Source organism: Pseudomonas sp. B16120 (assembly GCF_044218845.1).
In the GTDB taxonomy this organism is placed as follows: Bacteria; Pseudomonadota; Gammaproteobacteria; order Pseudomonadales; family Pseudomonadaceae; genus Aquipseudomonas; species Aquipseudomonas paracarnis.
Map to the genome: position 1 here is coordinate 1048274 of NZ_CP162588.1, position 20898 is coordinate 1069171.

Below are 20898 nucleotides of genomic sequence, written 5' to 3' on the forward strand. Positions count from 1 at the left end.
TATTAGGCTGCCCAAACAAAAACGGCGGTTACCGAGGTTACCGCCGTTCAGGTGTTTCAGGTAAGGGGCCATTAGCCGGTTTATGCATTTACTATGTAGGTGACCTCGACCTTGGTAGGAGCATCTTTATCGATCGCATAGGCACCGTCCAACTCGTTACTCTCCCGTATCGTGAAGGTCCTGTTGATTGTTAACTTTACACCCGGAGCATTTTGGATATTTTTATCGGCGTTAGAGAAGTGTCCTTCAGAAGTCATATGGACCTTGGCCAGGTTGTTCGAGGGATCGTATTCAATCTGAAACTGGGTATTGTCAGCCTTAAAAAAATAGCCCTTCTGCAGAGTCACCTCTTCTTTGTTCAGGTCAAGTTCGTGTAGGTCAACGATAGCGGGCCCGGCAGAGCCTTGATGAGCCACTTCGGAGATGCGAGCCCGCAGATCGGCATTGGGAATTGCCGCTTCGAACTGCGCAATCCTTGCTTGCTTGGCACCCGCCGTCGTGTCTGCTGTTGCGTTCAGCTCAGTAGTCACTGACAAGGCGTTTTCGGTAGTGGTGACAGTGTAAGGATTACGATCGATATCCTTGACGAAGGCGGGCGAATACTCGCTGGCACCGTATTCCGTGGTGTGTGCTATCTCTTCCGGCAACAAGGTAAAATTCGGTTCTTCAAGGGTCCACGAGGTGATGAGCTTTTTTTTAATTATTCCTTCTTCCTCGATGTGACTGAAAGAGAACTCGTAGTTGGTTCCCGCTTTGTTCTTCAAGATTTCATCGAACTGTTCGGCACCGGCTATTTTTTTTCCATCGATATCGACAAATTCATCGGCAAAAGTGGGTGGGGACTTCAGGTCATCACTCGGCGTTGGCGAAACTGGACGACGTAGCCATGCAAACAACCCAGCACCGTCGCCGGGCGCGCGAGCCCATTCGCCATCGCGCCCGGGTGTTATTACCGTCAGCCCTGCGCGAGTATCCGGGTCAATAATTTTGGCAAATGAGTCGCCGGTCCTGTAGCGCCCGGATATTTCAAAGACCTTGCTCGTCCCTGTTTCATCAGTAAGGCGTACGAATTGGCGGAACGCCCCGGTGTCGTCAGTCATTCGATAAACCCCCAGTGCATCTCGGGTGGCATTTTTTATCAATGCCTCACCCTCAGGGACCGCATATTTGGCCAGCGGGATGAGTGACCGGGAGTCAGGCAGGGGCTGTGGAGCAGGTTTGCCAGCGCGCGTACCCCCGGACGGTCCCGGTTGTGGTTCCGCGACTTCATTGGCGGGGGTTGGGGTAATCGGTTCACCCAGTGGTAATTCTTTTTCGGGAGGCAATGCAAAAGGGTCTTCGGGGACTGAGCTGGCTCCGACCGAGAAGAGTGTGTTCAGTAAGCCATCGAACGCCTTGGAGGCACCCTCGTCACGCTCTTGCACTGTGTCGCCAGACGAGGTTTTTTCTGCGCCCAGCGCCAATTCGGTCAATCCTGTCACGACGGCTACCGCGGCCACGGGTGCGGCAATCGGCGCAAGTTTGGCCAATAAGCCAGCCGCCACGGTAATGTCGTTGAGCCAGGTGTCTCGAGTCTCTTCGCTGTTTGACTTGATGACCACGTCAGCATCGCTTTTCATGCGCTCCTGGGTGGTGGTCGCCAGGGTAGTAAATAAGTCGCCGGTAATTTTCGAGTGGCTTGCATCGATTGCCGGTCCCTTCAGTTCGCCGCTGGCCATTTTCTTCAGGTGTGTATCCAAGCCATCTTTCGTTTCGCCTACGTGGGTGAACCACAGGAGGGGCATAAGTACTTTCGCCGCTCTGGCGGCAAAACCGGCGGTTTGGTCCTGGCGATAAATCATCGGGAAGTGACTCGCCAAGGCCTCACTTTTTTTCGGATCTTTTGCCTGATCAATCAGCCATTGTTCCAGCTTTTGCGCAGAGTCGAACCTGAGAAACGCCGGCTCGGCGCCTGGGATGTAAAGCACTTGCCGGCCACCGTCGCCCGCGCTGAATCGCACAATGTCGCTGGAGGTAAAACCGTGGATGCTCAAGGCATTCGCCTGTACAGGGGCTTTTATCGGTGTTTTGGCTTTGAGTTGGTCGACGCTGATCGGTGCATTTTCATCCAGGGGCAGGTCGGGTACTGCTGCCATCACCATCTTGTAGTCGTCACGAGTGAATTGGTGTTCGGGTGCTTGCAGCGCACGTTCAACTGCAGGCCATGCTTGAGCTGTCTTGAATTGTTTGCGGGCCTGGAAGGTGAACTCGCCTTTGATCGCCGTCTGGTAGCTATCGGAATGAGAGTTCCAGAAGTTGTCGATCTTCTGGGTCATTTGGCTCTGGAAGTCAGTCTTCCAGCTTTCATGCATCACTTGCGACGGTTTGAGGTCGATCTGGTTGTGCTTGCCGTAGCCGCCTTTTTCGCTTTGCCCAGCAGGTTGGGTATACAGCCCCGCTTCCAGGTCCAGGTTGCCGGGCACCCAATCGTGCTCGGAGAAGTTTTTCAGCAGGGCGTCGGGCAGGCGCAGCGAAGACCAGGGCTCTTGGAATGTGTGTTCCCAGCCGGTCGCCGTGTCTGCACTTTCGCCACCTTTGAAACGGTTCAGGTACACGGTGTCGGAGTCGATAGGTTTGCCCGTGAGTTTGAGCAGCAGGTCATCCGCCCACTTTTTGGCCTCTGCCCGCGTATTGGGCAGGTTGTTGGCGACGTCAACCGCCAAACGCTTGTAAGCCAACGCCTGTGGTGCGGTGCTGTAGTAATTGGCGGCATTGTGTTTTTGCACTTGCAGCGCTTGTGAAGAGCGGCTGCTGGCAGGGCGCAGGCGGTCATTGGCGGGGATAGGGTCGAAGCTGTCTTTATGTTCCAGATACCTTATTTGTGTTCGAGCCTGGGACAGCGTTTGGGGAAGGGACACGCCTTCAAAGTTGGCCACCACTTTTGCACTGACCTGTATGGAGTCCTTACCCAGCCTCACACGCAAATCACCGTTATTGCCAGGGGCGATAACTTTTGCGGTCTCCAGCAAGGGGCCTGAAATTTGTCCCCAGCCTGATGTATCCGAGAGATGGAAGGTTTTCGTTTTGCCCTCGATCTCGGCGGACAAGGTACCTGTAGACGGGTTGATTGAAAGCAAGGTGTCCGGGGCGAAGTGTTGTTCGCGCAGCCAGCCCTGTACCACGGCGTTTTCCACATGCATGCGATACAGCCCGAGCCATTGGCCCAGAGTGCTTTGGGGCGGCACGGTTATCAGCCCGGCATTGCCGTGCAACACCTTGCGTTGTACGGCCTCGAGGTAGGCCTTGAGCAGTGCTGTTTCATCGGGTTGGACAGCCTTTGGCGTGGGCGGTGACGATGCCGGTGTCGCCTGAGCTTGAGTGTTGGATGTCGCAGTAGCGACGACGGGTGGCAGCGATAACGAGGGGGTTGGATCGAGTGATAGGGACATGAATTCGGCTCTCATTGTATGAATAAATGCCAGCACAGCCCTCCCTGGTAGCTATGGCAGTAATGAGTCGTGAAAACCGGACACTTGATTCCTACGAGATGTGCTGCCGTATATGACGGCGCGCGTGCGCGCAAAAAAAGCGCAATCCCGTGGGGCTGCGCCTTTGTTCTGTCTAAAAAGTTACTGTAAAACTTCGATCACACCATCGGCACTCATGCTGACCTGGCTGGTACCTGCTTCCACTTCCGGCGTCGGTGCTGAATCGGCCATCGCGGCTTTCATCATCATGCCGCCATTGCGGGCGTAGGGCATCGGGTAGCCATTGGTGTTGAAGTTCAGGTTGACGATCTTGTAGCCCTTGCCACCGAGTGCATCGGTCGCCAATTGTGCGCGCGCCTTGAATGCAGCCACGGCGTCTTTGAGCAGCGCATCTTCGCTGGCCTTGCGCGTGGCATCGGCGATGGCGAAGTCCATGCTGTCCATTTTCAACGTGTTCAACAGCTCGCCGGTGAGCTTGGACAGCGCCGGGAAGTCCGCGCTTTCCAGGCGCAGCTCGGCGCGTTCACGCCAGCCGGTGATCTTCTGGTTCTTGCTGTCGTAGATCGGGTAGCTGTTGCGGCTGCCCTGGCGCAAGGTCACGCCTTTGACTTCGCGGGCCTGGCCCAGGGCCTGGTTCAGGGTGGTGGTGATTTCGGCCGCGAGCTTGGCCGGGTCGGCGTTTTGCGATTCGGTGTAAAGGGTGACGATCATCTTGTCGCGGGCCACTTCCTGGCTGGCTTCGGCGCGCAGGGAGATCTGGTTGTAATGCAATGCATCGGCGGCCATGGCCGGCAGGCTGGCCAGGGCGCTGGCGCTGAGGGTAATGATGGCTGCACTGCGAATGAAACGAGACATGGAAGCTCCTTGAGATAGTCGTGCTCGGTATGACTGTAGACGTTGGCACTGGGTTCTTCGGGTTTACACATTACCTACAAGTTATGCCGGCGCCGACGAACGGTCATTTACCCGGCCTGCGTCAAAGAGCCACACACGCCGTGCCAGCAGGTCTGCTTCGTTTATACTCGTGCCGATCCGCCTGCAGCGCTCAACGGGAGAGCTCATGCTCGCCGCCGTAAAACTGACTTCCGCCACTCGCCAGAACCTTTGGCGCCTGACGTTCATTCGCACCCTGGTATTGGCCGCACAGGCTGGTTCCGTCGGGCTTGCCTATTGGTTCGACCTGCTGCCGCTGCCCTGGCTGCAACTGGCCGTGACCCTGGGTTTTTCCACCGTATTGTGTGTGTTCACCGCCATTCGATTGCGTACCACTTGGCCGGTGACCGAGTTGGAATATGCTCTGCAACTGGCCTGTGACCTGTTTATCCACAGCGTGTTGCTGTACTTCTCCGGTGGGTCCACCAACCCCTTCGTCTCCTACTACCTGGTGCCTTTGACCATCGCTGCCGTCACCCTGCCGTGGCGCTATTCGGTGGTGCTGTCGGGGATTGCGCTGACGCTGTACACCCTGCTGTTGGCGCAGTTCTACCCTTTGCAGACGTTCCCCATCGCCCGGGAAAACCTGCAGATCTACGGAATGTGGTTGAGCTTCGCCCTGTCTGCGGCAGTCATCACCTTCTTTGCCGCGCGCATGGCCGAAGAACTGCGCCGCCAGGAAGAACTGCGCGCCATTCGCCGTGAAGAAGGCCTGCGTGACCAGCAGTTGCTGGCTGTCGCCACCCAGGCCGCAGGCGCTGCCCATGAGTTGGGCACGCCGCTGGCGACCATGAGCGTGCTGCTCAAGGAAATGACCCAGGACCATCACGACCCGGCCCTGCAGGACGATTTGAGCGTGCTGCAGGAACAGGTCAAGCAGTGCAAGCTGACGTTGCAGCAACTGGTGCGCGCCGCTGAAGCCAATCGCCGTCTGGCGGTCGAAATGCAGGACGTCACCCAGTGGCTCGATGAGGCGCTCAACCGCTGGCACCTGATGCGTCCCGAAGCCAGTTACCGTTTCAACCTGCTGGGCCAAGGCAGCGTGCCGCGCATGGCGCCACCGCCGGACCTGACCCAGGCGCTGCTCAACTTGCTGAACAATGCAGCCGACGCTTGCCCTGAAGGCCTCGGCGTGCAGTTGGACTGGGACGCGGAAAACGTCACCATCAGCATTCGTGACCACGGCGCGGGCGTGCCGTTGGCCATTGCCGAGCAGATCGGCAAACCCTTCTTTACCACCAAGGGCAAAGGCTTCGGCCTGGGCCTGTTTTTGAGCAAGGCCAGCGTGACCCGCGCGGGCGGCTCAGTGAAGCTCTATAGTCATGAGGAAGGTGGCACGCTCACCGAGCTGCGCCTGCCCCGTGTCGCACGAGGAGATATCGATGAGTGACGAGATCCAAGTCGAAGGCGAAGAACTGCCGCACCTGTTGCTGGTAGATGACGACGCGACCTTTACCCGCGTGATGGCGCGCGCCATGAGCCGGCGCGGTTTTCGCGTCAGCACTGCAGGCTCTGCCGAAGAGGGCCTGACCATCGCCCAGGCCGACCTGCCGGACTACGCCGCCCTCGACCTGAAAATGGACGGCGACTCGGGCCTGGTACTGCTGCCCAAGCTGCTGGAACTCGACCCGGAAATGCGCGTGGTGATCCTCACCGGTTACTCCAGCATTGCCACCGCCGTCGAGGCGATCAAGCGCGGCGCTTGCAATTACCTGTGCAAACCCGCGGATGCCGACGACGTGCTGGCCGCCTTGCTGTCCGAGCATGCCGACCTCGACACCCTGGTGCCGGAAAATCCGATGTCGGTGGACCGCCTGCAGTGGGAACACATCCAGCGCGTGCTGACCGAGCACGAAGGCAATATCTCCGCCACCGCCCGCGCTTTGGGCATGCATCGGCGTACCTTGCAGCGCAAGTTGCAGAAGCGCCCGGTACGACGCTGAACGGCGACTGAACAACTCGCTTCAGGCTGCACGGACGCACGAACCGATCCCCTATGATCGGTTCAAACGCCTGTGACTTTTTCCTACCGAGCCTGAACGATGAATCAGAATGCTGAATATCGCGCGGTCAACGACGCGGTGCGTGGGCAATTCTTCCGCCGAACCTGGGCGATGATCACACCCTATTGGCGCAGTGAAGAGAAGGGCAGGGCCTGGCTGCTGCTGGCCGCAGTGATTGGCCTGTCGCTGTTCAGCGTGGCGATCTCCGTGTGGATCAACCACTGGTACAAAGACTTCTACAACGCCCTGGAGAAGAAGGACACCGCGGCCTTCTGGCAGTTGATCGGCTATTTCGGCGGGATCGCGGCGGTGGCGATACTCGGCGCGGTGTACCGCCTTTACCTGACCCAGATGCTGACTATCCGCTGGCGCGCCTGGCTCACCGAAAAACACTTCAGCCGTTGGCTGGCCCACAAGAATTACTACCAGCTGGAGCAGGGCGGCTACACCGATAACCCGGACCAGCGGATTTCCGAAGACCTCAACAACTTTACGTCCGGCACCTTGAGCCTGGGCCTTGGGTTGCTGCGTAACGTGGTCAGCCTGGTGTCATTCTCGATCATCCTGTGGGGTGTCTCGGGCAGCATCGAAGTGTTCGGCATCACCATTCCCGGCTACATGTTCTGGTGTGCGTTGCTGTACGCCGCCGTGGGCAGTTGGCTGACGCACCTGATCGGCCGGCGCTTGATTGGCCTGAGCAACCAGCAACAACGCTTTGAAGCGGACCTGCGTTTTTCAATGGTGCGGGTGCGTGAGAATGCCGAAAGTATCGCCCTGTACAACGGCGAGCCGAATGAAAGGCAGCGCCTGAGCACCCGCTTCGGCAAAGTCTGGCAGAACTTCTGGGACATCATGAAAGTGTCCAAGCGCCTGACCTTTTTCACCGCCGGCTACAGCCAGATCGCAATCATCTTCCCCTTTATCGTCGCCGCGCCGCGCTATTTCACCGGCAAGATCGAGCTGGGCGAGCTGATGCAAATCAACTCGGCGTTCGGCAACGTGCAAGAGAACTTCAGCTGGTTTATCAACGCCTATTCGGAGCTGGCGACATGGCGCGCCACCAGCGACCGTCTGCTGAGTTTCCAGCAGGCCATGAGCGACAACGAGCAACGCACGCCGGCGATCGACGTGCGCCCTGAAGGCGAGCGCCTGGTGATCAAGGACCTGGGCATGGACCTGGCCGACGGCCGTCACCTGCTCACTGATGCCGACATGACCGTGGAGCCTGGCGAGCGCGTCATGCTCAGCGGGCGTTCCGGCAGCGGCAAGAGCACTTTGCTGCGGGCGATGGGGCATCTGTGGCCCGCCGGTCATGGCAGCATTCGCTTACCGGCGACGCGCTATCTGTTCCTGCCACAGAAGCCTTACTTGCCGATTGGTACGCTCAAGGCCGTGTTGAGTTATCCACAGGACGACAGCGTCTATCCGGCAGAACGTTATGCCCAGGTCCTGGAGACTTGCCGCCTGCCGCACATGGTCAATCGCCTGGATGAAGCCAACCACTGGCAACGCATGCTCTCGCCGGGTGAGCAACAGCGCCTGGCCTTTGCCCGTGCGCTGTTGTTTGCACCGCGATGGCTGTACATGGATGAGGCAACCTCGGCCATGGATGAAGAAGACGAAGCAACCTTGTACCAGGCGTTGATCGATGAGTTGCCGGGGTTGAGCATCGTCAGCGTCGGCCACCGCAGCAGCCTCAAGCGTTTCCATGGGCGGCATGTGCGCATCGACGGTGGGCGGTTGCAGGAACAACAACCGACCTGAACGCGTGCGCGCTCGATGTGGGAGCCGGGCTTGCCCGCGATGGCGGAGTGTCTGAGGCAGGTGTGTCAACGGGCACGCCGCTATCGCAGGCAATCCAGCTCCCACAGGAGGCGGTGTTGTCTGATGATTCAGGCACCTAATAAAAAGCCCGGCTGATCATCGATCAGCCGGGCTTTTTTATTGCCCGAAGATGACTTACTTCTTCAAGCCGTAATGCTCATCCAACATGCCTGGAGCGTTCGGCGTCTTTGGCGCGTAGTCCCGTGGTGGCTCCTGGTTTTCCCGAGGCGGGGTCAGGCGTTCCCGTGGGGTTTGCGGTGCATCGGAATGCAGCGCGGCCAGCAGGCGCTGGCGGGTGATGTCGTCGAGGGCCAGGCGGTTAGCGCCATCGGCGAGGTGATCCTGTACTTCCTGGTAGCTCTGGGTGAGCTTCTTGACCAGGGTCGCGGTGCTGTTGAAGTGGGTAACAACCTCGTTCTGATAACTGTCAAAACGTTCCTGAATGTCATCCAGCTGACGCTGCGTGCGGTTAGGCGCGGCATTCGGCAGCAGGCGGGCAACCAGGAAACCAATGGCGACACCGGCAACCAGGGCAAGAGTCGGCAACAACCAAACTAAGAGCGAGTGTTCCACGAGTCCTTCCTCTATAAACGGCTTTGCTTTACGTTAACGGCTCAAACCTGCGCTGTATACCGCGATTAAGCTCGCAATGATGCCATGCACAGACTTTTAGCTAGACGAGTCGACCCCTTGAGAGGTCACGGAGTTCATCCTTGCTCATGCGTGAAACCCCCGTTTTGATCGATGGCCCGGTGGGCCAATTGGAAGCCCTGTACCTGGATCACCCCGAACCACGTGGCCTGGCGCTGGTTTGCCACCCTAACCCGGTGCAGGGTGGCACCATGCTCAATAAAGTCGTCTCGACCCTGCAACGCACTGCCCGCGATGCGGGTTTGATTACTTTGCGTTTCAATTACCGGGGCGTGGGTGCCAGTGCCGGTACTCACGATATGGCCACCGGTGAGGTCGACGATGCTGAAGCGGCCGCCACCTGGCTGCGTGAAAAGCACCCGGACCTGCCGATCACCTTGCTCGGTTTTTCCTTCGGCGGTTACGTGGCTGCCAGTCTCGGCGGGCGTTTGGAGGCCAAGGGCGAAAAGCTCGCGCACCTGTTCATGGTGGCTGCGGCGGTGATGCGCCTGGGCGAGTCGGACGTGCTGCCCCAAGGCTGCCCATTGACCCTGATCCAGCCGGAAAGCGACGAAGTGGTCGACCCGCAAGTGGTCTACGCCTGGTCCGCCGCCCTGAAACGCCCCCATGAGCTGCTGAAAGTGGCAGAATGCGGACACTTTTTTCATGGCAAGCTGACCGATCTCAAGGATCTGGTGCTGCCACGCCTTTCGAATTGATGACAAGCGATCACCCATGACGACCCGTACCCGTATCCTCACCGGCATCACCACCACCGGCACGCCGCACCTGGGCAACTACGCCGGTGCGATTCGCCCGGCGATCCTCGCCAGCGAAGACGCGAATGCCGATTCCTTCTACTTCCTGGCCGACTACCACGCCCTGATCAAATGCGATGACCCGCAGCGCATCCAGCGCTCGCGTATGGAAATCGCCGCGACCTGGCTGGCCGGTGGCCTGGATGTGAACCGGGTGACCTTCTACCGCCAGTCGGACATCCCGGAAATTCCCGAGCTGACCTGGCTGCTGACCTGCGTTGCCGCCAAGGGCCTGCTCAACCGCGCCCATGCCTACAAGGCCTCGGTGGACAAGAACGTGGAGAACGGCGAAGACCCGGATGCGGGCATCAGCATGGGCCTGTACAGCTACCCGGTGCTGATGGCCGCGGACATCCTGATGTTCAACGCGCACAAGGTGCCGGTGGGCCGCGATCAGATCCAGCACGTGGAAATGGCCCGCGACATCGGCCAGCGTTTCAACCACCTGTTCGGCAACGGTAAAGAATTCTTCACCATGCCCGAGGCGCTGATCGAAGAAAGCGTGGCCACCTTGCCGGGCCTGGATGGCCGCAAGATGTCCAAGAGCTACGACAACACCATCCCGTTGTTCACCAGCGCCAAGGACATGAAGGACGCGATCTCGCGGATCGTCACCGACTCCCGCGCGCCAGGCGAACCCAAGGATCCGGACAATTCGCACCTGTTCACCCTTTACCAGGCGTTCGCGACCAAGGCCCAGGAAGCCGAATTCCGTGGTCAGTTGCTAGAAGGCCTGGGCTGGGGCGAGGCAAAGAACCGTCTGTTCCAACTGCTCGACGGCCAGCTCGGCGAAGCGCGCGAGCGTTACCACCAACTGATGGCGCGCCCATCGGACATGGAAGACCTGCTGCAGGTCGGCGCGAAAAAAGCCCGTGCCGTGGCGGCACCGTTCCTGGCCGAGCTGCGTGAAGCGGTGGGCCTGCGTTCGTTCGTCAACCAGGCGGCGGCGCCGGTCGCCACCAAGAAAAAAGCAGCGAAGGCTGCGCGGTTTGTGAGCTTCCGTGAAACTGACGGCAGCTTCCGCTTCCGCCTGCTGGCCGCTGATGGCGAGCAGCTTCTGCTGTCGCGCAACTTTGCCGATGGCAAAGCAGCCGGCGCGGTGACCAAGCAACTGCAAAGTGGTGATGCGCTGGACGTACGCGCCGAGGCCCTGGGCTTCAGCGTATGGCTGGACGGCGCCGCAGTCGCTGACAGTGCCGAGTATGCCGATCAAGCATCGCGTGACGCGGCCATCGAAGCCTTGCGCGTTGCGTTGACCCCAATCGAGGATTAACCCGACCAAGGGTTGATTGCCATTATCCAGGGCCGTCGTTACAGTGTCGGCCCGTTTTTGTTGCCTTGCTAACGAAATTATGACGCCCCTAGAACGATATCAAGCTGATCTGAAACGCCCCGAGTTCTTCCACGACGCGGCCCAGGAAAATGCCGTGCGTCATTTGCAGCGCCTGTACGAGGACCTCGTGGCCGCGTCGCAAAGCAAGCCAGGGATGTTCAGCAAGCTGTTTGGCAAGAAAGACCACACGCCGGTCAAGGGCCTGTATTTCTGGGGCGGCGTGGGCCGGGGCAAGACTTACCTGGTAGACACCTTCTTTGAAGCACTGCCGTTCAAGGAAAAGGTGCGTACGCACTTCCACCGCTTCATGAAGCGCGTGCACGAAGAGATGAAGACCCTGCCGGGCGAGAAAAACCCGCTGACCATCATCGCCAAGCGTTTCGCCCAAGAGGCCCGGGTGATCTGCTTCGATGAATTCTTCGTCTCCGACATCACCGACGCCATGATCCTTGGCACCCTGATGGAAGAACTGTTCAAGAACGGTGTGACCCTGGTGGCCACGTCGAACATCGTGCCCGATGGCCTGTACAAGGACGGCCTGCAACGTGCACGCTTCCTGCCGGCCATTGCGCTGATCAAGCAGAACACCGATATCGTCAACGTCGACAGCGGCGTCGACTACCGCTTGCGTCATCTGGAGCAAGCCGAGCTGTTCCACTTCCCGCTCAACGAAGCAGCACACGAAAGCCTGAAGAAAAGCTTCCGTGCGTTGACGCCGGAGTGCACCCAGGCGGTGGAAAACGACAAGCTGATGATCGAGAACCGCGAAATCATCGCGTTGCGCACCTGCGATGACGTGGCCTGGTTCGAGTTCCGCCAACTGTGCGACGGGCCACGCAGCCAGAACGATTACATCGAGCTGGGCAAGATCTTTCACGCCGTGATCTTGAGTGGTGTGGAACAGATGGGCGTGACTACCGACGATATCGCCCGACGGTTCATCAACATGGTCGATGAGTTCTACGACCGTAACGTCAAGCTGATCATCTCGGCGGAAGTCGAACTCAAGGACCTCTATACCGGCGGCCGCTTGAACTTCGAATTCCAGCGCACCTTGAGTCGCCTGCTGGAAATGCAGTCCCACGAGTTCCTGTCGCGCGGCCACAAGCCTTAAGCAATCTCCAGCTCAATGGAGAGCTAATGTGGGAGCCGGGCTTGCCCGCGATGGGGGTGTATCAGCCAACTATAGGCTGGCTGATACACCGTCATCGCAGGCAAGCCAGCTCCCACAATGGTTTGTGTTGGTCTGAGCTCAGGCGGCTTGCTGGAATTGCTGCCTGTACTGGTTCGGCGACAACTCCGTGTGCTGCCTGAACAACCGCGCAAAGAAACTCGCATCGTCGTAACCCACCTCGTAGCTGATGGTCTTGATGCTCTTGCGGCTGCCCGAGAGCAAGCCCTTGGCCGTTTCGATGCGTAGGCGCTGCAGGTAGTGCAGCGGCTTGTCACCGGTGGCGGTCTGGAAGCGGCGCATGAAGTTGCGGATGCTCATGCCGTGTTCCCGGGCGACGTCTTCAAAGCGGAATTTGTCGGCAAAGTGCTCTTCAAGCCAATGCTGGATCTGCAGGATGATCACGTCCTGATGCAGCTTCTGCCCGCCAAACCCGATCCGCCCCGGTGAATAGTTGCGCTGCACTTCATAGAGAATGTCGCGGGCCACCGCCTGGGCGATGTTGGCGCCGCAGAAGCGTTCGATCAGGTAGATATAAAGGTCGCAGGCCGACGTGGTGCCGCCGGCGCAGTACAGGTTATCGGCATCCGTGAGGTGCTTGTCCTGGTTGAGTTGCACCTTGGGGAAGCGCTCGCTGAAGGCATTGAAGAAGCGCCAGTAGGTGGTCGCCTCCTTGCCATCGAGCAGCCCGGCTTCGGCCAGCCAGAACACCCCGGTGGCCTCGCCGCAGAGTACGGCGCCGCGGGCGTGCTGTTCGCGCAGCCACGGCAGCACCTGCGGGTAGCGGGAGCACAGGGCATCGAAGTCGTCCCAGAAGGCCGGCAGCACAATGATGTCGGCGTCTTCGAGGCCGCCGTCCACTGGCATGATCACATCGCTGAAGCTGCGCACGGACTGGCCGTCGGGGCTGACCAGGCGCGTTTCGAACCCTGGGGTCAGGCCCAGCCCTTGCTGTTTGCCATGGCGCAGGCTGGCGAGATGGAAGAAATCCTTGGCTTGCATGAGGGTTGAAGCGAATACCCGATCAATGGCCAAAATGCTGACGCGCCGCAACGGCGTGGAGATTTGGTTAGACATAATTTCATTTATTCTTATAGGGGAAAGTGGTCACCAGACGGCTGGATCGTCTTATTTTTTGTCGCATGTGTCCAGTGTCCCGTGACGCCTTCGGGGCATAGGCTCTGTGGGCTCGTCCTTGTCCGACAATCCACGCAGGTGACCCATGATCCCCAGAACCTTGTTCAGCTCGGAGCACGAACTCTTCCGTGAGAGCGTACGCACTTTCCTCGAAAAGCATGCCGTGCCCTTCCATGGGCAATGGGAAAAGCAGGGCTATATCGACCGTAACTTGTGGAACCAGGCGGGGGAGGCGGGCATGTTGTGTTCCCACCTGCCAGAGGAGTATGGCGGGCTGGGCGCGGACTTTCTCTATAGCGCGGTGGTGATCGAAGAAGTCAGCCGCCTGGGTTTGACCGGCATCGGTTTTTCCCTGCATTCGGATATCGTCGCGCCCTACATCCTGCATTACGGCAGTGAAGCGCTGAAGCACAAGTACCTGCCCCAGTTGATCTCCGGAGAGAGGGTCACAGCCATTGCCATGACCGAGCCGGGCGCCGGTTCCGACCTGCAAGGGGTCAAGACCAGCGCAGTGCTGGACGGTGACGAGTATGTGATCAACGGTTCCAAGACCTTTATCACCAACGGTTACCTGGCCGATCTGGTGATTGTCGTCGCCAAGACCGACCCCAAGGCTGGCGCCAAGGGTACCAGTCTGTTCCTGGTGGAAGCCGACACGCCGGGCTTCGACAAAGGTAAGCGCCTGGAGAAAGTTGGCATGAAGGCCCAGGACACCTCGGAGCTGTTCTTCCAGGATGTGCGCGTGCCCAAGGAAAATCTGCTGGGCCAGGCGGGCATGGGCTTTGCCTACCTGATGCAAGAGTTGCCGCAAGAACGCCTGACCGTGGCGATTGGCGCGCTGTCCTCAGCCGAAGCGGCGTTGCAGTGGACCCTGGACTACACCCGTGAGCGCAAGGCGTTCGGCAAGGCGATCGCCGACTTCCAGAACACCCGGTTCAAGCTGGCGGAGATGGCCACCGAGATTCAGATTGGCCGCGTGTTTGTCGATCAGTGCATGGCCTTGCATCTGGAAGGCAAGCTGGACGTGCCCACGGCGGCGATGGCCAAGTACTGGGCCACCGACCTGCAATGCAAGGTGCTCGATGAGTGCGTGCAATTGCATGGCGGCTACGGCTTCATGTGGGAATACCCGATTGCCCGGGCCTGGGCGGATGCGCGGGTGCAGCGCATTTATGCGGGGACCAATGAGATCATGAAAGAGATCATTGCGCGGGCGCTTTGATTGTTAGGTGCTCTTGATTGATCGTTCCCACGCTCCGCGTGGGAACGCCTCATGTGACGCTCCGCGTCACGACTCTGAAAGCGGACGCAGAGCGTCCAAGGCGGCATTCCCACGCAGAGCGTGGGAACGATCAGTGCGGATCAATCAAGGTGCTGGATTCGGATGATCCTTCTGAATCGCCTCAATCCCTTCCAGCACCTCTTTCGACAATTTCAGTTCGGCACTGGCGATGTTGCTGTCCAGTTGTTCCAGCGATGTGGCCCCAATAATATTGCTGGTCACAAACGGTTGCTGCGTCACAAACGCCAGCGCCATCTGCGCCGGGTCCAGGCCATGTTCCCGCGCAAGAGCCACATACCGGCTGCACGCCGCTTCCGATTGCGGGTTGAAGTAGCGGCTGAAGCGGCTGTACTCGGTCAGGCGCGCCTTGGCCGGGCGAGCGCCATTTTCGTACTTGCCACTGAGCATGCCGAACGCCAAAGGCGAATAGGCCAACAAGCCGCACTGTTCACGAATGGCAACCTCCGCCAGGCCCACTTCAAAACTGCGGTTGAGCAGGTTGTAGGGGTTCTGGATCGACACGGCGCGCGGCCAACCGCGGGCTTCGGCCAGGGCGAGGAATTTCATGGCGCCCCACGGCGTTTCGTTGGACAGGCCAATGTGGCGGATCTTGCCGGCCTTTACCTGTTCATCCAGGGCTTCGAGCGTTTCCTCCAGTGGGGTGAGGTCGTCTTCGTCCTTGTGTTTGTAGCTCAACTGGCCGAAGAAGTTGGTGCTGCGCTCCGGCCAATGCAGTTGGTAGAGGTCGATCCACTCGGTCTGCAGGCGCTTGAGGCTGGCGTCCAGGGCTGCGGCGATGTGCTTGCGGTTGTGGCGCAGGTGGCCATCGCGGATATAGTCGATGGTGTTGCCGGGGCCGGCTATCTTGCTGGCGAGAATCCAGTCGGCGCGGTCGCCACGGCTTTTGAAGTAGTTGCCGATGTAGCGCTCGGTGGTGGCGTAGGTGTCGGCCTTGGGCGGCACCGGGTACATTTCTGCGGTGTCGAGGAAGTTGATCCCCGCGGCCTTGGCCCTTTCGATCTGCGCGAAGGCCTCTGCCTCGCTGTTCTGCTCGCCCCAGGTCATGGTGCCCAACGCGATCGCGCTGACATTCAGATCGGTGCGGCCCAGCTGTCGGTAATCCATCGGGTACTCCTTCGGGGTAAAACAATCATAAAAGCAGGTTGAATTTTTTTTCGCAATCTGCATAATTGCCCACCTCTTTCTGCAGTGGAAGTGATGCGCCGCCTGCCGAAGAATCTTGCCGTTGAACGGACGCGCCGACCCGAGCCCCCGATAGCGTCTGTATCCGGCTGCCTTTGACCTTGTCAAAGTACGCACTATTCAGTAAGATCCGCCGTCTAAATTTACAGGCGGCCCCTGAGGCTATTAAAGAATGACAACTTTTACTGCAAAACCGGAAACAGTTCAGCGCGACTGGTTTGTCGTCGACGCCGCTGGTCAGACCCTGGGTCGTCTGGCCACTGAAGTCGCCAGCCGTCTGCGTGGCAAGCACAAGCCTGAATACACCCCGCACGTTGATACCGGCGACTACATCGTCATCATCAACGCTGAGCAGGTTCGTGTAACCGGCAACAAAGCAAGCGACAAAATGTACTACCGTCACTCCGGTTTCCCAGGCGGTATCAAGTCTTCCAACTTCGAAGGCCTGATTGCCAAGAAGCCTGAAGCCCCGATCGAAATCGCGGTCAAAGGCATGCTGCCTAAGGGCCCACTGGGTCGCGATATGTTTCGCAAGCTGAAAGTCTATGCGGGCGCTGTACACCCTCATGCTGCTCAGCAGCCCCAAGAACTGAAGTTTTAACGGAATAGTTCATTATGTCGGCGACTCAAAATTACGGCACTGGCCGTCGCAAAACCGCAACCGCACGCGTTTTCCTGCGTCCGGGCACTGGTAACATCTCGATCAACAACCGCTCCCTGGACAACTTCTTCGGTCGCGAAACTGCCCGCATGGTAGTTCGTCAGCCGCTGGAATTGACCGAGACCGTTGAAAAATTCGACATCTACGTCACCGTTATCGGTGGCGGTGTAAGTGGTCAAGCTGGCGCAATCCGCCACGGTATCACTCGCGCTCTGATGCAGTACGACGAAACCCTGCGTGGCGCTCTGCGCAAAGCTGGCTTCGTGACTCGCGATGCTCGTGAAGTTGAACGTAAGAAAGTCGGTCTGCGTAAAGCGCGTAAGCGTCCGCAGTACTCGAAGCGTTAATTCGCTTTACGTTCCACAAAAACGCCCAGCCTCCTCACGGAGCTGGGCGTTTTTTATTGCCTGCGATTTATGCACATTTTTCGCCGTGACAACTTGCCACATCCGTAGACCCCCTATACTACAAGGCCTGGAGGCGGAGCCCCGGGCAATTCCCTTGTCATACGTGGGGCTTTTCATTACCATCCGTCAAAATTTTTATAAGTAAAGATTCAACACTTAGTAGACGCCTGATTTAACAGGCCAAAAAGCTGATGGGAGAGGACTGAATGAGCAATGACGGCGTGAATGCAGGCCGGCGTCGCTTCTTGGTAGCAGCCACATCCGTGGTGGGTGCTGCAGGAGCGGTGGGGGCTGCGGTCCCGTTCGTGGGGTCATGGTTTCCCAGTGCCAAGGCGAAAGCCGCAGGTGCACCGGTGAAGGTGAATGTCAGCAAGATCGAGCCAGGCCAGCAGATGATTGCTGAGTGGCGCGGCCAGCCGGTTTTCATTGTTCGTCGTACCGAGGAAATCCTGGGGAATCTGAAGAAGATCGAAGGCCAGCTGTCTGACCCGACGTCCGAAAAGTCCGACCAGCCCGCCTACGCCAAGAACGAAGCGCGTTCGATCAAGCCAGAAATTCTGCTGCTGGTTGGTCTGTGTACCCACTTGGGTTGTTCACCTACCTTCCGCCCGGAAGTGGCGCCTGTCGACTTGGGCAAAGACTGGGTCGGCGGTTATTTCTGCCCGTGCCACGGTTCCCACTATGACCTCGCCGGCCGCGTCTACAAATCCCAGCCTGCGCCCCTGAACCTGCCGGTTCCTCCTCACAATTACGAATCTGACGACATCATTGTCATTGGCCTCGACAAGGAGAACGCGTGATGAGCAAGTTCATGGATTGGGTGGATGCGCGCTTCCCCGCCACTAAAATGTGGGAAGACCATCTCAGCAAATATTACGCGCCGAAAAACTTCAACTTCTTCTACTTCTTCGGCTCCCTGGCGCTGTTGGTGCTGGTCAACCAGATCGTCACTGGCGTGTGGTTGACGATGAGCTACACGCCGTCGGCGGAAGAGGCGTTTGCCTCTGTCGAATACATCATGCGTGATGTCGAGTACGGCTCGATCCTGCGCCTGTTGCACTCCACCGGTGCGTCGGCGTTCTTTATCGTCGTCTACCTGCACATGTTCCGCGGCCTGCTCTACGGCTCGTACCAGAAGCCCCGTGAGCTGGTGTGGGTCTTCGGCATGTTGATCTATCTGGCACTGATGGCCGAAGCCTTTATGGGCTACCTGCTACCTTGGGGCCAGATGTCGTACTGGGGCGCCCAGGTGATCATCTCGCTGTTCGGCGCAATCCCGGTGATCGGCAACGACCTGACCCAGTGGATTCGTGGTGACTACCTGATCTCCGGCATCACCTTGAACCGCTTCTTCGCCTTGCACGTGGTGGCCTTGCCGATCGTGATCCTGGGCCTGGTGGTCTTGCATATCCTGGCGCTGCACGAAGTGGGTTCCAACAACCCGGATGGCGTGGACATCAAGAAGCACAAGGACGAGAACGGCATCCCGCTGGATGGCATTCCGTTCCACCCGTACTACACCGTGAAAGACATTGTCGGCGTGGTCGTGTTCCTGTTTGTGTTCTGCTCGATCGTGTTCTTTTTCCCGGAGATGGGCGGTTATTTCCTGGAGAAGCCTAACTTCGAACAGGCCAACGCCTTCAAGACACCTGAGCACATTGCCCCGGTCTGGTACTTCACGCCGTTCTACGCGATCTTGCGCGCGATCCCCGACAAACTCATGGGCGTGATCGCCATGGGCGCGGCCATCGCGGTGCTGTTCGTGCTGCCGTGGCTCGACCGTAGCCCGGTCAAGTCAATGCGCTACAAAGGCTGGCTGAGCAAGATCTGGCTGTGGGTGTTCTGCATTTCGTTCGTGATCCTGGGTGTGTTGGGTGTATTGGCGCCCACCCCTGAGCGGACGTTGCTGTCGCAGGTCTGCACCTTCCTGTACTTCGCCTACTTTATTCTGATGCCGTTCTATACCCGGCTCGAGAAGACCAAACCGGTTCCGGAAAGGGTGACTGGCTGATGAAAAAATTACTCGTTGCATTCGTGCTTGCGGCACTGCCGCTACTGTCCTTCGCTGCCGAACATGGTGCGCAACTGGAAAAAGTCGATATCGATGTGTCTGACAAAGCCGCCATGCAGGATGGGCTGCGTACATTCACCAACTACTGCATGGGGTGCCACAGCGCCAAGTTCCAACGGTACGAGCGCGTTGCCGATGACCTGGGCATTCCCCATGAAGTGATGCTCAGCCACGCGGTGTTCACGGGTGCCAAGATCGGCGACCACATGAACATCGGCATGCAACCGGCCGACGCCAAGACCTGGTTCGGCGCCGCACCGCCCGACCTTACCCTGGTGGCCCGTGTACGCGGTACCGACTGGCTCTACGGTTACCTCAAGTCCTTCTACGAAGACCCTGCACGCCCCTATGGCGTGAACAACAAAGTCTTCCCGAACGTCGGCATGCCGAACGTTCTGGTCGGCCTGCAGGGGCGCCAAGTGGTAGGATGCAAGCAGGTTCAGGTCGTTGAAGACGGCAAGAAGCAATATGATCCGTTGACCGGCACGCCGCTGACCCATGAAGCGTGCGATCAACTGACCATCGTGCCCAAGACCGGTACGCTGAACGAAGAGCAGTTCGACGAGAAGGTCAAGAACCTGGTGACCTTCCTGGCCTACTCGGCCAACCCGGTCAAACTGCAGCATCAGCGCATCGGTACCTACGTCTTGCTGTACCTGGCTTTCTTCTTCGTATTCGCTTATTTGCTCAAGCGTGAATACTGGAAGGATGTGCATTGATCCAACCGTAAGCAATTGCTGTTAATCTTGCGCGCCCAGCGGCATCTCTGAACACGTAGCGCCGGTATGAACCGGTCGTTACAGGGATGCTTTCTGGGCGCGCTCGTTTTTGAGCTTTCGATAATTTCAACAAGCGAGGAGGACCGCCATGGGCGTGACCAACCGGTTGGCCTGTTACTCCGACCCCGCCGACCACTATTCCCACCGAGTACGCATCGTGCTCGCAGAGAAGGGTGTCAGCGCCGAGATCATCAGTGTGGAGGCGGGCCGTCAGCCGCCGAAGCTGATCGAAGTGAACCCTTACGGCAGCTTGCCCACCCTGGTCGATCGTGACCTGGCGTTGTGGGAGTCGACCGTGGTGATGGAATACTTGGATGAGCGTTACCCTCATCCGCCTTTGCTGCCGGTGTACCCGGTGGCGCGTGCCAACAGCCGCCTGCTGATCCATCGGATCCAGCGTGACTGGTGCGGGTTGGTGGATGTGATCCTGGATTCGCGTTCCAAAGAAGCCGCTCGTGTGCAGGCGCGCAAGGAATTGCGCGAGAGCCTCACCGGCGTTTCGCCGTTGTTCGCCGATAAACCTTTTTTCCTCAGTGAGGAACAAAGCTTGGTGGATTGCTGCCTATTACCCATACTCTGGCGCTTGCCGATTCTGGGCATTGAACTGCCACGGCCGGCCAAGCCGTTGCTTGATTACATGGAGCGCCAGTTTGCGCGTGAGGCTTTCCAGGCAAGTCTGTCTGGTGCCGAACGCGATATGCGCTAAGGCTTAAGGAGCCGTTGATGAACTCCAGTCGACCTTACCTGGTCCGCGCGCTCTATGAGTGGATTGTGGACAACGATTGCACCCCGCACATGCTGGTCAATTCCGAATTTCCTGCGGTTCAGGTACCCCAGGGTTTTGCCAGTGACGGGCAAATTGTGCTGAACGTATCGCCCAGTGCCGTGCGCCACCTGCACATGGACAACGAAGCGGTGAGCTTCGAAGGGCGTTTCGGCGGTGTGCCCCATACGCTGTTCGTGCCCATCGGCGCCATCCTCGGGATCTACGCCCGGGAAAATGGCCAGGGCATGGTGTTCGATCTGGAGTCGCCTTTAGAGGATGACGAAACGATCGAAGGCGAAGACGGTGATGATGTACCGCCACCGGATACCGAGCCGCCGCGCCCTAGCGGTCGGCCAAGCTTGAAAGTGGTGAAGTAGGCGGATTTCGCTTACAGACCCATCTGAAAAATGCCC

At 58.7% G+C, this 20898-nt stretch carries 19 protein-coding genes; 14 read left to right on the plus strand and 5 right to left on the minus strand.

What is annotated here, in order from left to right; translation table 11 throughout:
- Positions 1–80: 80 nt before the first annotated feature.
- The gene (locus AB4P90_RS05090) at positions 81–3428 is read right to left on the minus strand and encodes a dermonecrotic toxin domain-containing protein (RefSeq protein ID WP_032904634.1); all 3348 of its coding nucleotides are present in this window, start codon (positions 3426–3428) and stop codon (positions 81–83) included.
- Positions 3429–3608: 180 nt separating this feature from the next.
- Positions 3609–4322, minus strand: a complete 714-nt coding sequence (locus AB4P90_RS05095) for an SIMPL domain-containing protein (protein WP_014716903.1) — start codon at positions 4320–4322, stop codon at positions 3609–3611.
- A 205-nt stretch (positions 4323–4527) separates the two neighbouring features.
- Here AB4P90_RS05095 and AB4P90_RS05100 point away from each other — a divergent pair, with 205 nt between their 5' ends.
- From AB4P90_RS05100 to AB4P90_RS05110, 3 genes are all read left to right on the plus strand, one after another.
- Positions 4528–5790 (plus strand): ATP-binding protein, encoded by a 1263-nt coding sequence (locus AB4P90_RS05100; RefSeq protein ID WP_003188495.1) that lies wholly within the window; start codon positions 4528–4530, stop codon positions 5788–5790.
- Positions 5783–6343, plus strand: a complete 561-nt coding sequence (locus tag AB4P90_RS05105) for a response regulator transcription factor (RefSeq protein ID WP_003171731.1) — start codon at positions 5783–5785, stop codon at positions 6341–6343. The genes AB4P90_RS05100 and AB4P90_RS05105 overlap by 8 nt, the downstream gene beginning before the upstream one ends.
- A gap of 99 nt (positions 6344–6442) precedes the next feature.
- The gene (locus AB4P90_RS05110; RefSeq protein ID WP_395605713.1) at positions 6443–8167 is read left to right on the plus strand and encodes an ABC transporter ATP-binding protein/permease; all 1725 of its coding nucleotides are present in this window, start codon (positions 6443–6445) and stop codon (positions 8165–8167) included.
- 195 nt (positions 8168–8362) lie between these two features.
- Here the strand turns inward: AB4P90_RS05110 and AB4P90_RS05115 are convergent, their stop codons facing one another.
- Complete coding sequence (locus AB4P90_RS05115; protein WP_003171734.1) at positions 8363–8800, minus strand: YhcB family protein; 438 nt, start codon at positions 8798–8800, stop codon at positions 8363–8365.
- 146 nt (positions 8801–8946) lie between these two features.
- On the opposite strand from AB4P90_RS05115, the gene AB4P90_RS05120 reads away from it, so the two are divergent.
- The 3 genes from AB4P90_RS05120 to zapE all read left to right on the plus strand — a co-directional run bounded on the left by AB4P90_RS05120 (position 8947) and on the right by zapE (position 12122).
- A complete protein-coding gene (locus tag AB4P90_RS05120; RefSeq protein WP_014716905.1) occupies positions 8947–9576 on the plus strand; it encodes an alpha/beta hydrolase in 630 nt (209 codons plus the stop codon).
- 16 nt (positions 9577–9592) lie between these two features.
- The gene (locus AB4P90_RS05125; protein ID WP_395605714.1) at positions 9593–10948 is read left to right on the plus strand and encodes a tryptophan--tRNA ligase; all 1356 of its coding nucleotides are present in this window, start codon (positions 9593–9595) and stop codon (positions 10946–10948) included.
- Between the two features lie 79 nt (positions 10949–11027).
- Positions 11028–12122: a cell division protein ZapE gene (gene zapE / locus AB4P90_RS05130; protein WP_014716907.1), complete on the plus strand. Its 1095-nt coding sequence runs from the start codon at positions 11028–11030 to the stop codon at positions 12120–12122.
- Positions 12123–12260: 138 nt separating this feature from the next.
- Here zapE and AB4P90_RS05135 read toward each other — a convergent pair whose 3' ends face one another.
- Positions 12261–13181, minus strand: a complete 921-nt coding sequence (locus tag AB4P90_RS05135; protein ID WP_169918830.1) for a GlxA family transcriptional regulator — start codon at positions 13179–13181, stop codon at positions 12261–12263.
- A 220-nt stretch (positions 13182–13401) separates the two neighbouring features.
- Between AB4P90_RS05135 and AB4P90_RS05140 the strand changes: the two genes are divergently transcribed.
- Positions 13402–14538 (plus strand): acyl-CoA dehydrogenase family protein, encoded by a 1137-nt coding sequence (locus AB4P90_RS05140; RefSeq protein WP_019816964.1) that lies wholly within the window; start codon positions 13402–13404, stop codon positions 14536–14538.
- Positions 14539–14682: 144 nt separating this feature from the next.
- Here the strand turns inward: AB4P90_RS05140 and AB4P90_RS05145 are convergent, their stop codons facing one another.
- Positions 14683–15723: an NADP(H)-dependent aldo-keto reductase gene (locus tag AB4P90_RS05145; protein ID WP_054919333.1), complete on the minus strand. Its 1041-nt coding sequence runs from the start codon at positions 15721–15723 to the stop codon at positions 14683–14685.
- Positions 15724–15973: 250 nt separating this feature from the next.
- On the opposite strand from AB4P90_RS05145, the gene rplM reads away from it, so the two are divergent.
- The 7 genes from rplM (at position 15974) to AB4P90_RS05180 (ending at position 20862) form a co-directional block, all read left to right on the plus strand.
- Entirely contained in the window at positions 15974–16402 is a 429-nt protein-coding gene (gene rplM / locus AB4P90_RS05150; protein WP_003188508.1) for a 50S ribosomal protein L13, read from the plus strand.
- A gap of 14 nt (positions 16403–16416) precedes the next feature.
- Positions 16417–16809 (plus strand): 30S ribosomal protein S9, encoded by a 393-nt coding sequence (gene rpsI, locus AB4P90_RS05155; RefSeq protein ID WP_002555064.1) that lies wholly within the window; start codon positions 16417–16419, stop codon positions 16807–16809.
- A gap of 266 nt (positions 16810–17075) precedes the next feature.
- A complete protein-coding gene (gene petA / locus AB4P90_RS05160; RefSeq protein ID WP_003188524.1) occupies positions 17076–17669 on the plus strand; it encodes a ubiquinol-cytochrome c reductase iron-sulfur subunit in 594 nt (197 codons plus the stop codon).
- Positions 17669–18880: a cytochrome bc complex cytochrome b subunit gene (locus AB4P90_RS05165; protein ID WP_003188526.1), complete on the plus strand. Its 1212-nt coding sequence runs from the start codon at positions 17669–17671 to the stop codon at positions 18878–18880. The genes petA and AB4P90_RS05165 overlap by 1 nt, the downstream gene beginning before the upstream one ends.
- Entirely contained in the window at positions 18880–19659 is a 780-nt protein-coding gene (locus AB4P90_RS05170; protein ID WP_014716911.1) for a cytochrome c1, read from the plus strand. Before AB4P90_RS05165 ends, AB4P90_RS05170 begins: the two co-directional genes overlap by 1 nt.
- Before the next feature lie 148 nt (positions 19660–19807).
- Complete coding sequence (locus AB4P90_RS05175; protein WP_003188529.1) at positions 19808–20425, plus strand: glutathione S-transferase N-terminal domain-containing protein; 618 nt, start codon at positions 19808–19810, stop codon at positions 20423–20425.
- A 17-nt stretch (positions 20426–20442) separates the two neighbouring features.
- Complete coding sequence (locus AB4P90_RS05180; protein ID WP_014716912.1) at positions 20443–20862, plus strand: ClpXP protease specificity-enhancing factor; 420 nt, start codon at positions 20443–20445, stop codon at positions 20860–20862.
- Positions 20863–20898: the final 36 nt, after the last annotated feature.

Coding starts and splice junctions, on each gene's coding strand:
- AB4P90_RS05090 (WP_032904634.1), bottom strand. CDS start 3,428: ATGTCCCTATCACTCGATCCAACCCCCTCGTTATCGCTGCCACCCGTC.
- AB4P90_RS05095 (WP_014716903.1), bottom strand. CDS start 4,322: ATGTCTCGTTTCATTCGCAGTGCAGCCATCATTACCCTCAGCGCCAGC.
- AB4P90_RS05100 (WP_003188495.1), top strand. CDS start 4,528: ATGCTCGCCGCCGTAAAACTGACTTCCGCCACTCGCCAGAACCTTTGG.
- AB4P90_RS05105 (WP_003171731.1), top strand. CDS start 5,783: ATGAGTGACGAGATCCAAGTCGAAGGCGAAGAACTGCCGCACCTGTTG.
- AB4P90_RS05110 (WP_395605713.1), top strand. CDS start 6,443: ATGAATCAGAATGCTGAATATCGCGCGGTCAACGACGCGGTGCGTGGG.
- AB4P90_RS05120 (WP_014716905.1), top strand. CDS start 8,947: ATGCGTGAAACCCCCGTTTTGATCGATGGCCCGGTGGGCCAATTGGAA.
- AB4P90_RS05125 (WP_395605714.1), top strand. CDS start 9,593: ATGACGACCCGTACCCGTATCCTCACCGGCATCACCACCACCGGCACG.
- zapE (WP_014716907.1), top strand. CDS start 11,028: ATGACGCCCCTAGAACGATATCAAGCTGATCTGAAACGCCCCGAGTTC.
- AB4P90_RS05135 (WP_169918830.1), bottom strand. CDS start 13,181: ATGCAAGCCAAGGATTTCTTCCATCTCGCCAGCCTGCGCCATGGCAAA.
- AB4P90_RS05140 (WP_019816964.1), top strand. CDS start 13,402: ATGATCCCCAGAACCTTGTTCAGCTCGGAGCACGAACTCTTCCGTGAG.
- AB4P90_RS05145 (WP_054919333.1), bottom strand. CDS start 15,723: ATGGATTACCGACAGCTGGGCCGCACCGATCTGAATGTCAGCGCGATC.
- rplM (WP_003188508.1), top strand. CDS start 15,974: ATGACAACTTTTACTGCAAAACCGGAAACAGTTCAGCGCGACTGGTTT.
- rpsI (WP_002555064.1), top strand. CDS start 16,417: ATGTCGGCGACTCAAAATTACGGCACTGGCCGTCGCAAAACCGCAACC.
- petA (WP_003188524.1), top strand. CDS start 17,076: ATGAGCAATGACGGCGTGAATGCAGGCCGGCGTCGCTTCTTGGTAGCA.
- AB4P90_RS05165 (WP_003188526.1), top strand. CDS start 17,669: ATGAGCAAGTTCATGGATTGGGTGGATGCGCGCTTCCCCGCCACTAAA.
- AB4P90_RS05170 (WP_014716911.1), top strand. CDS start 18,880: ATGAAAAAATTACTCGTTGCATTCGTGCTTGCGGCACTGCCGCTACTG.
- AB4P90_RS05175 (WP_003188529.1), top strand. CDS start 19,808: ATGGGCGTGACCAACCGGTTGGCCTGTTACTCCGACCCCGCCGACCAC.
- AB4P90_RS05180 (WP_014716912.1), top strand. CDS start 20,443: ATGAACTCCAGTCGACCTTACCTGGTCCGCGCGCTCTATGAGTGGATT.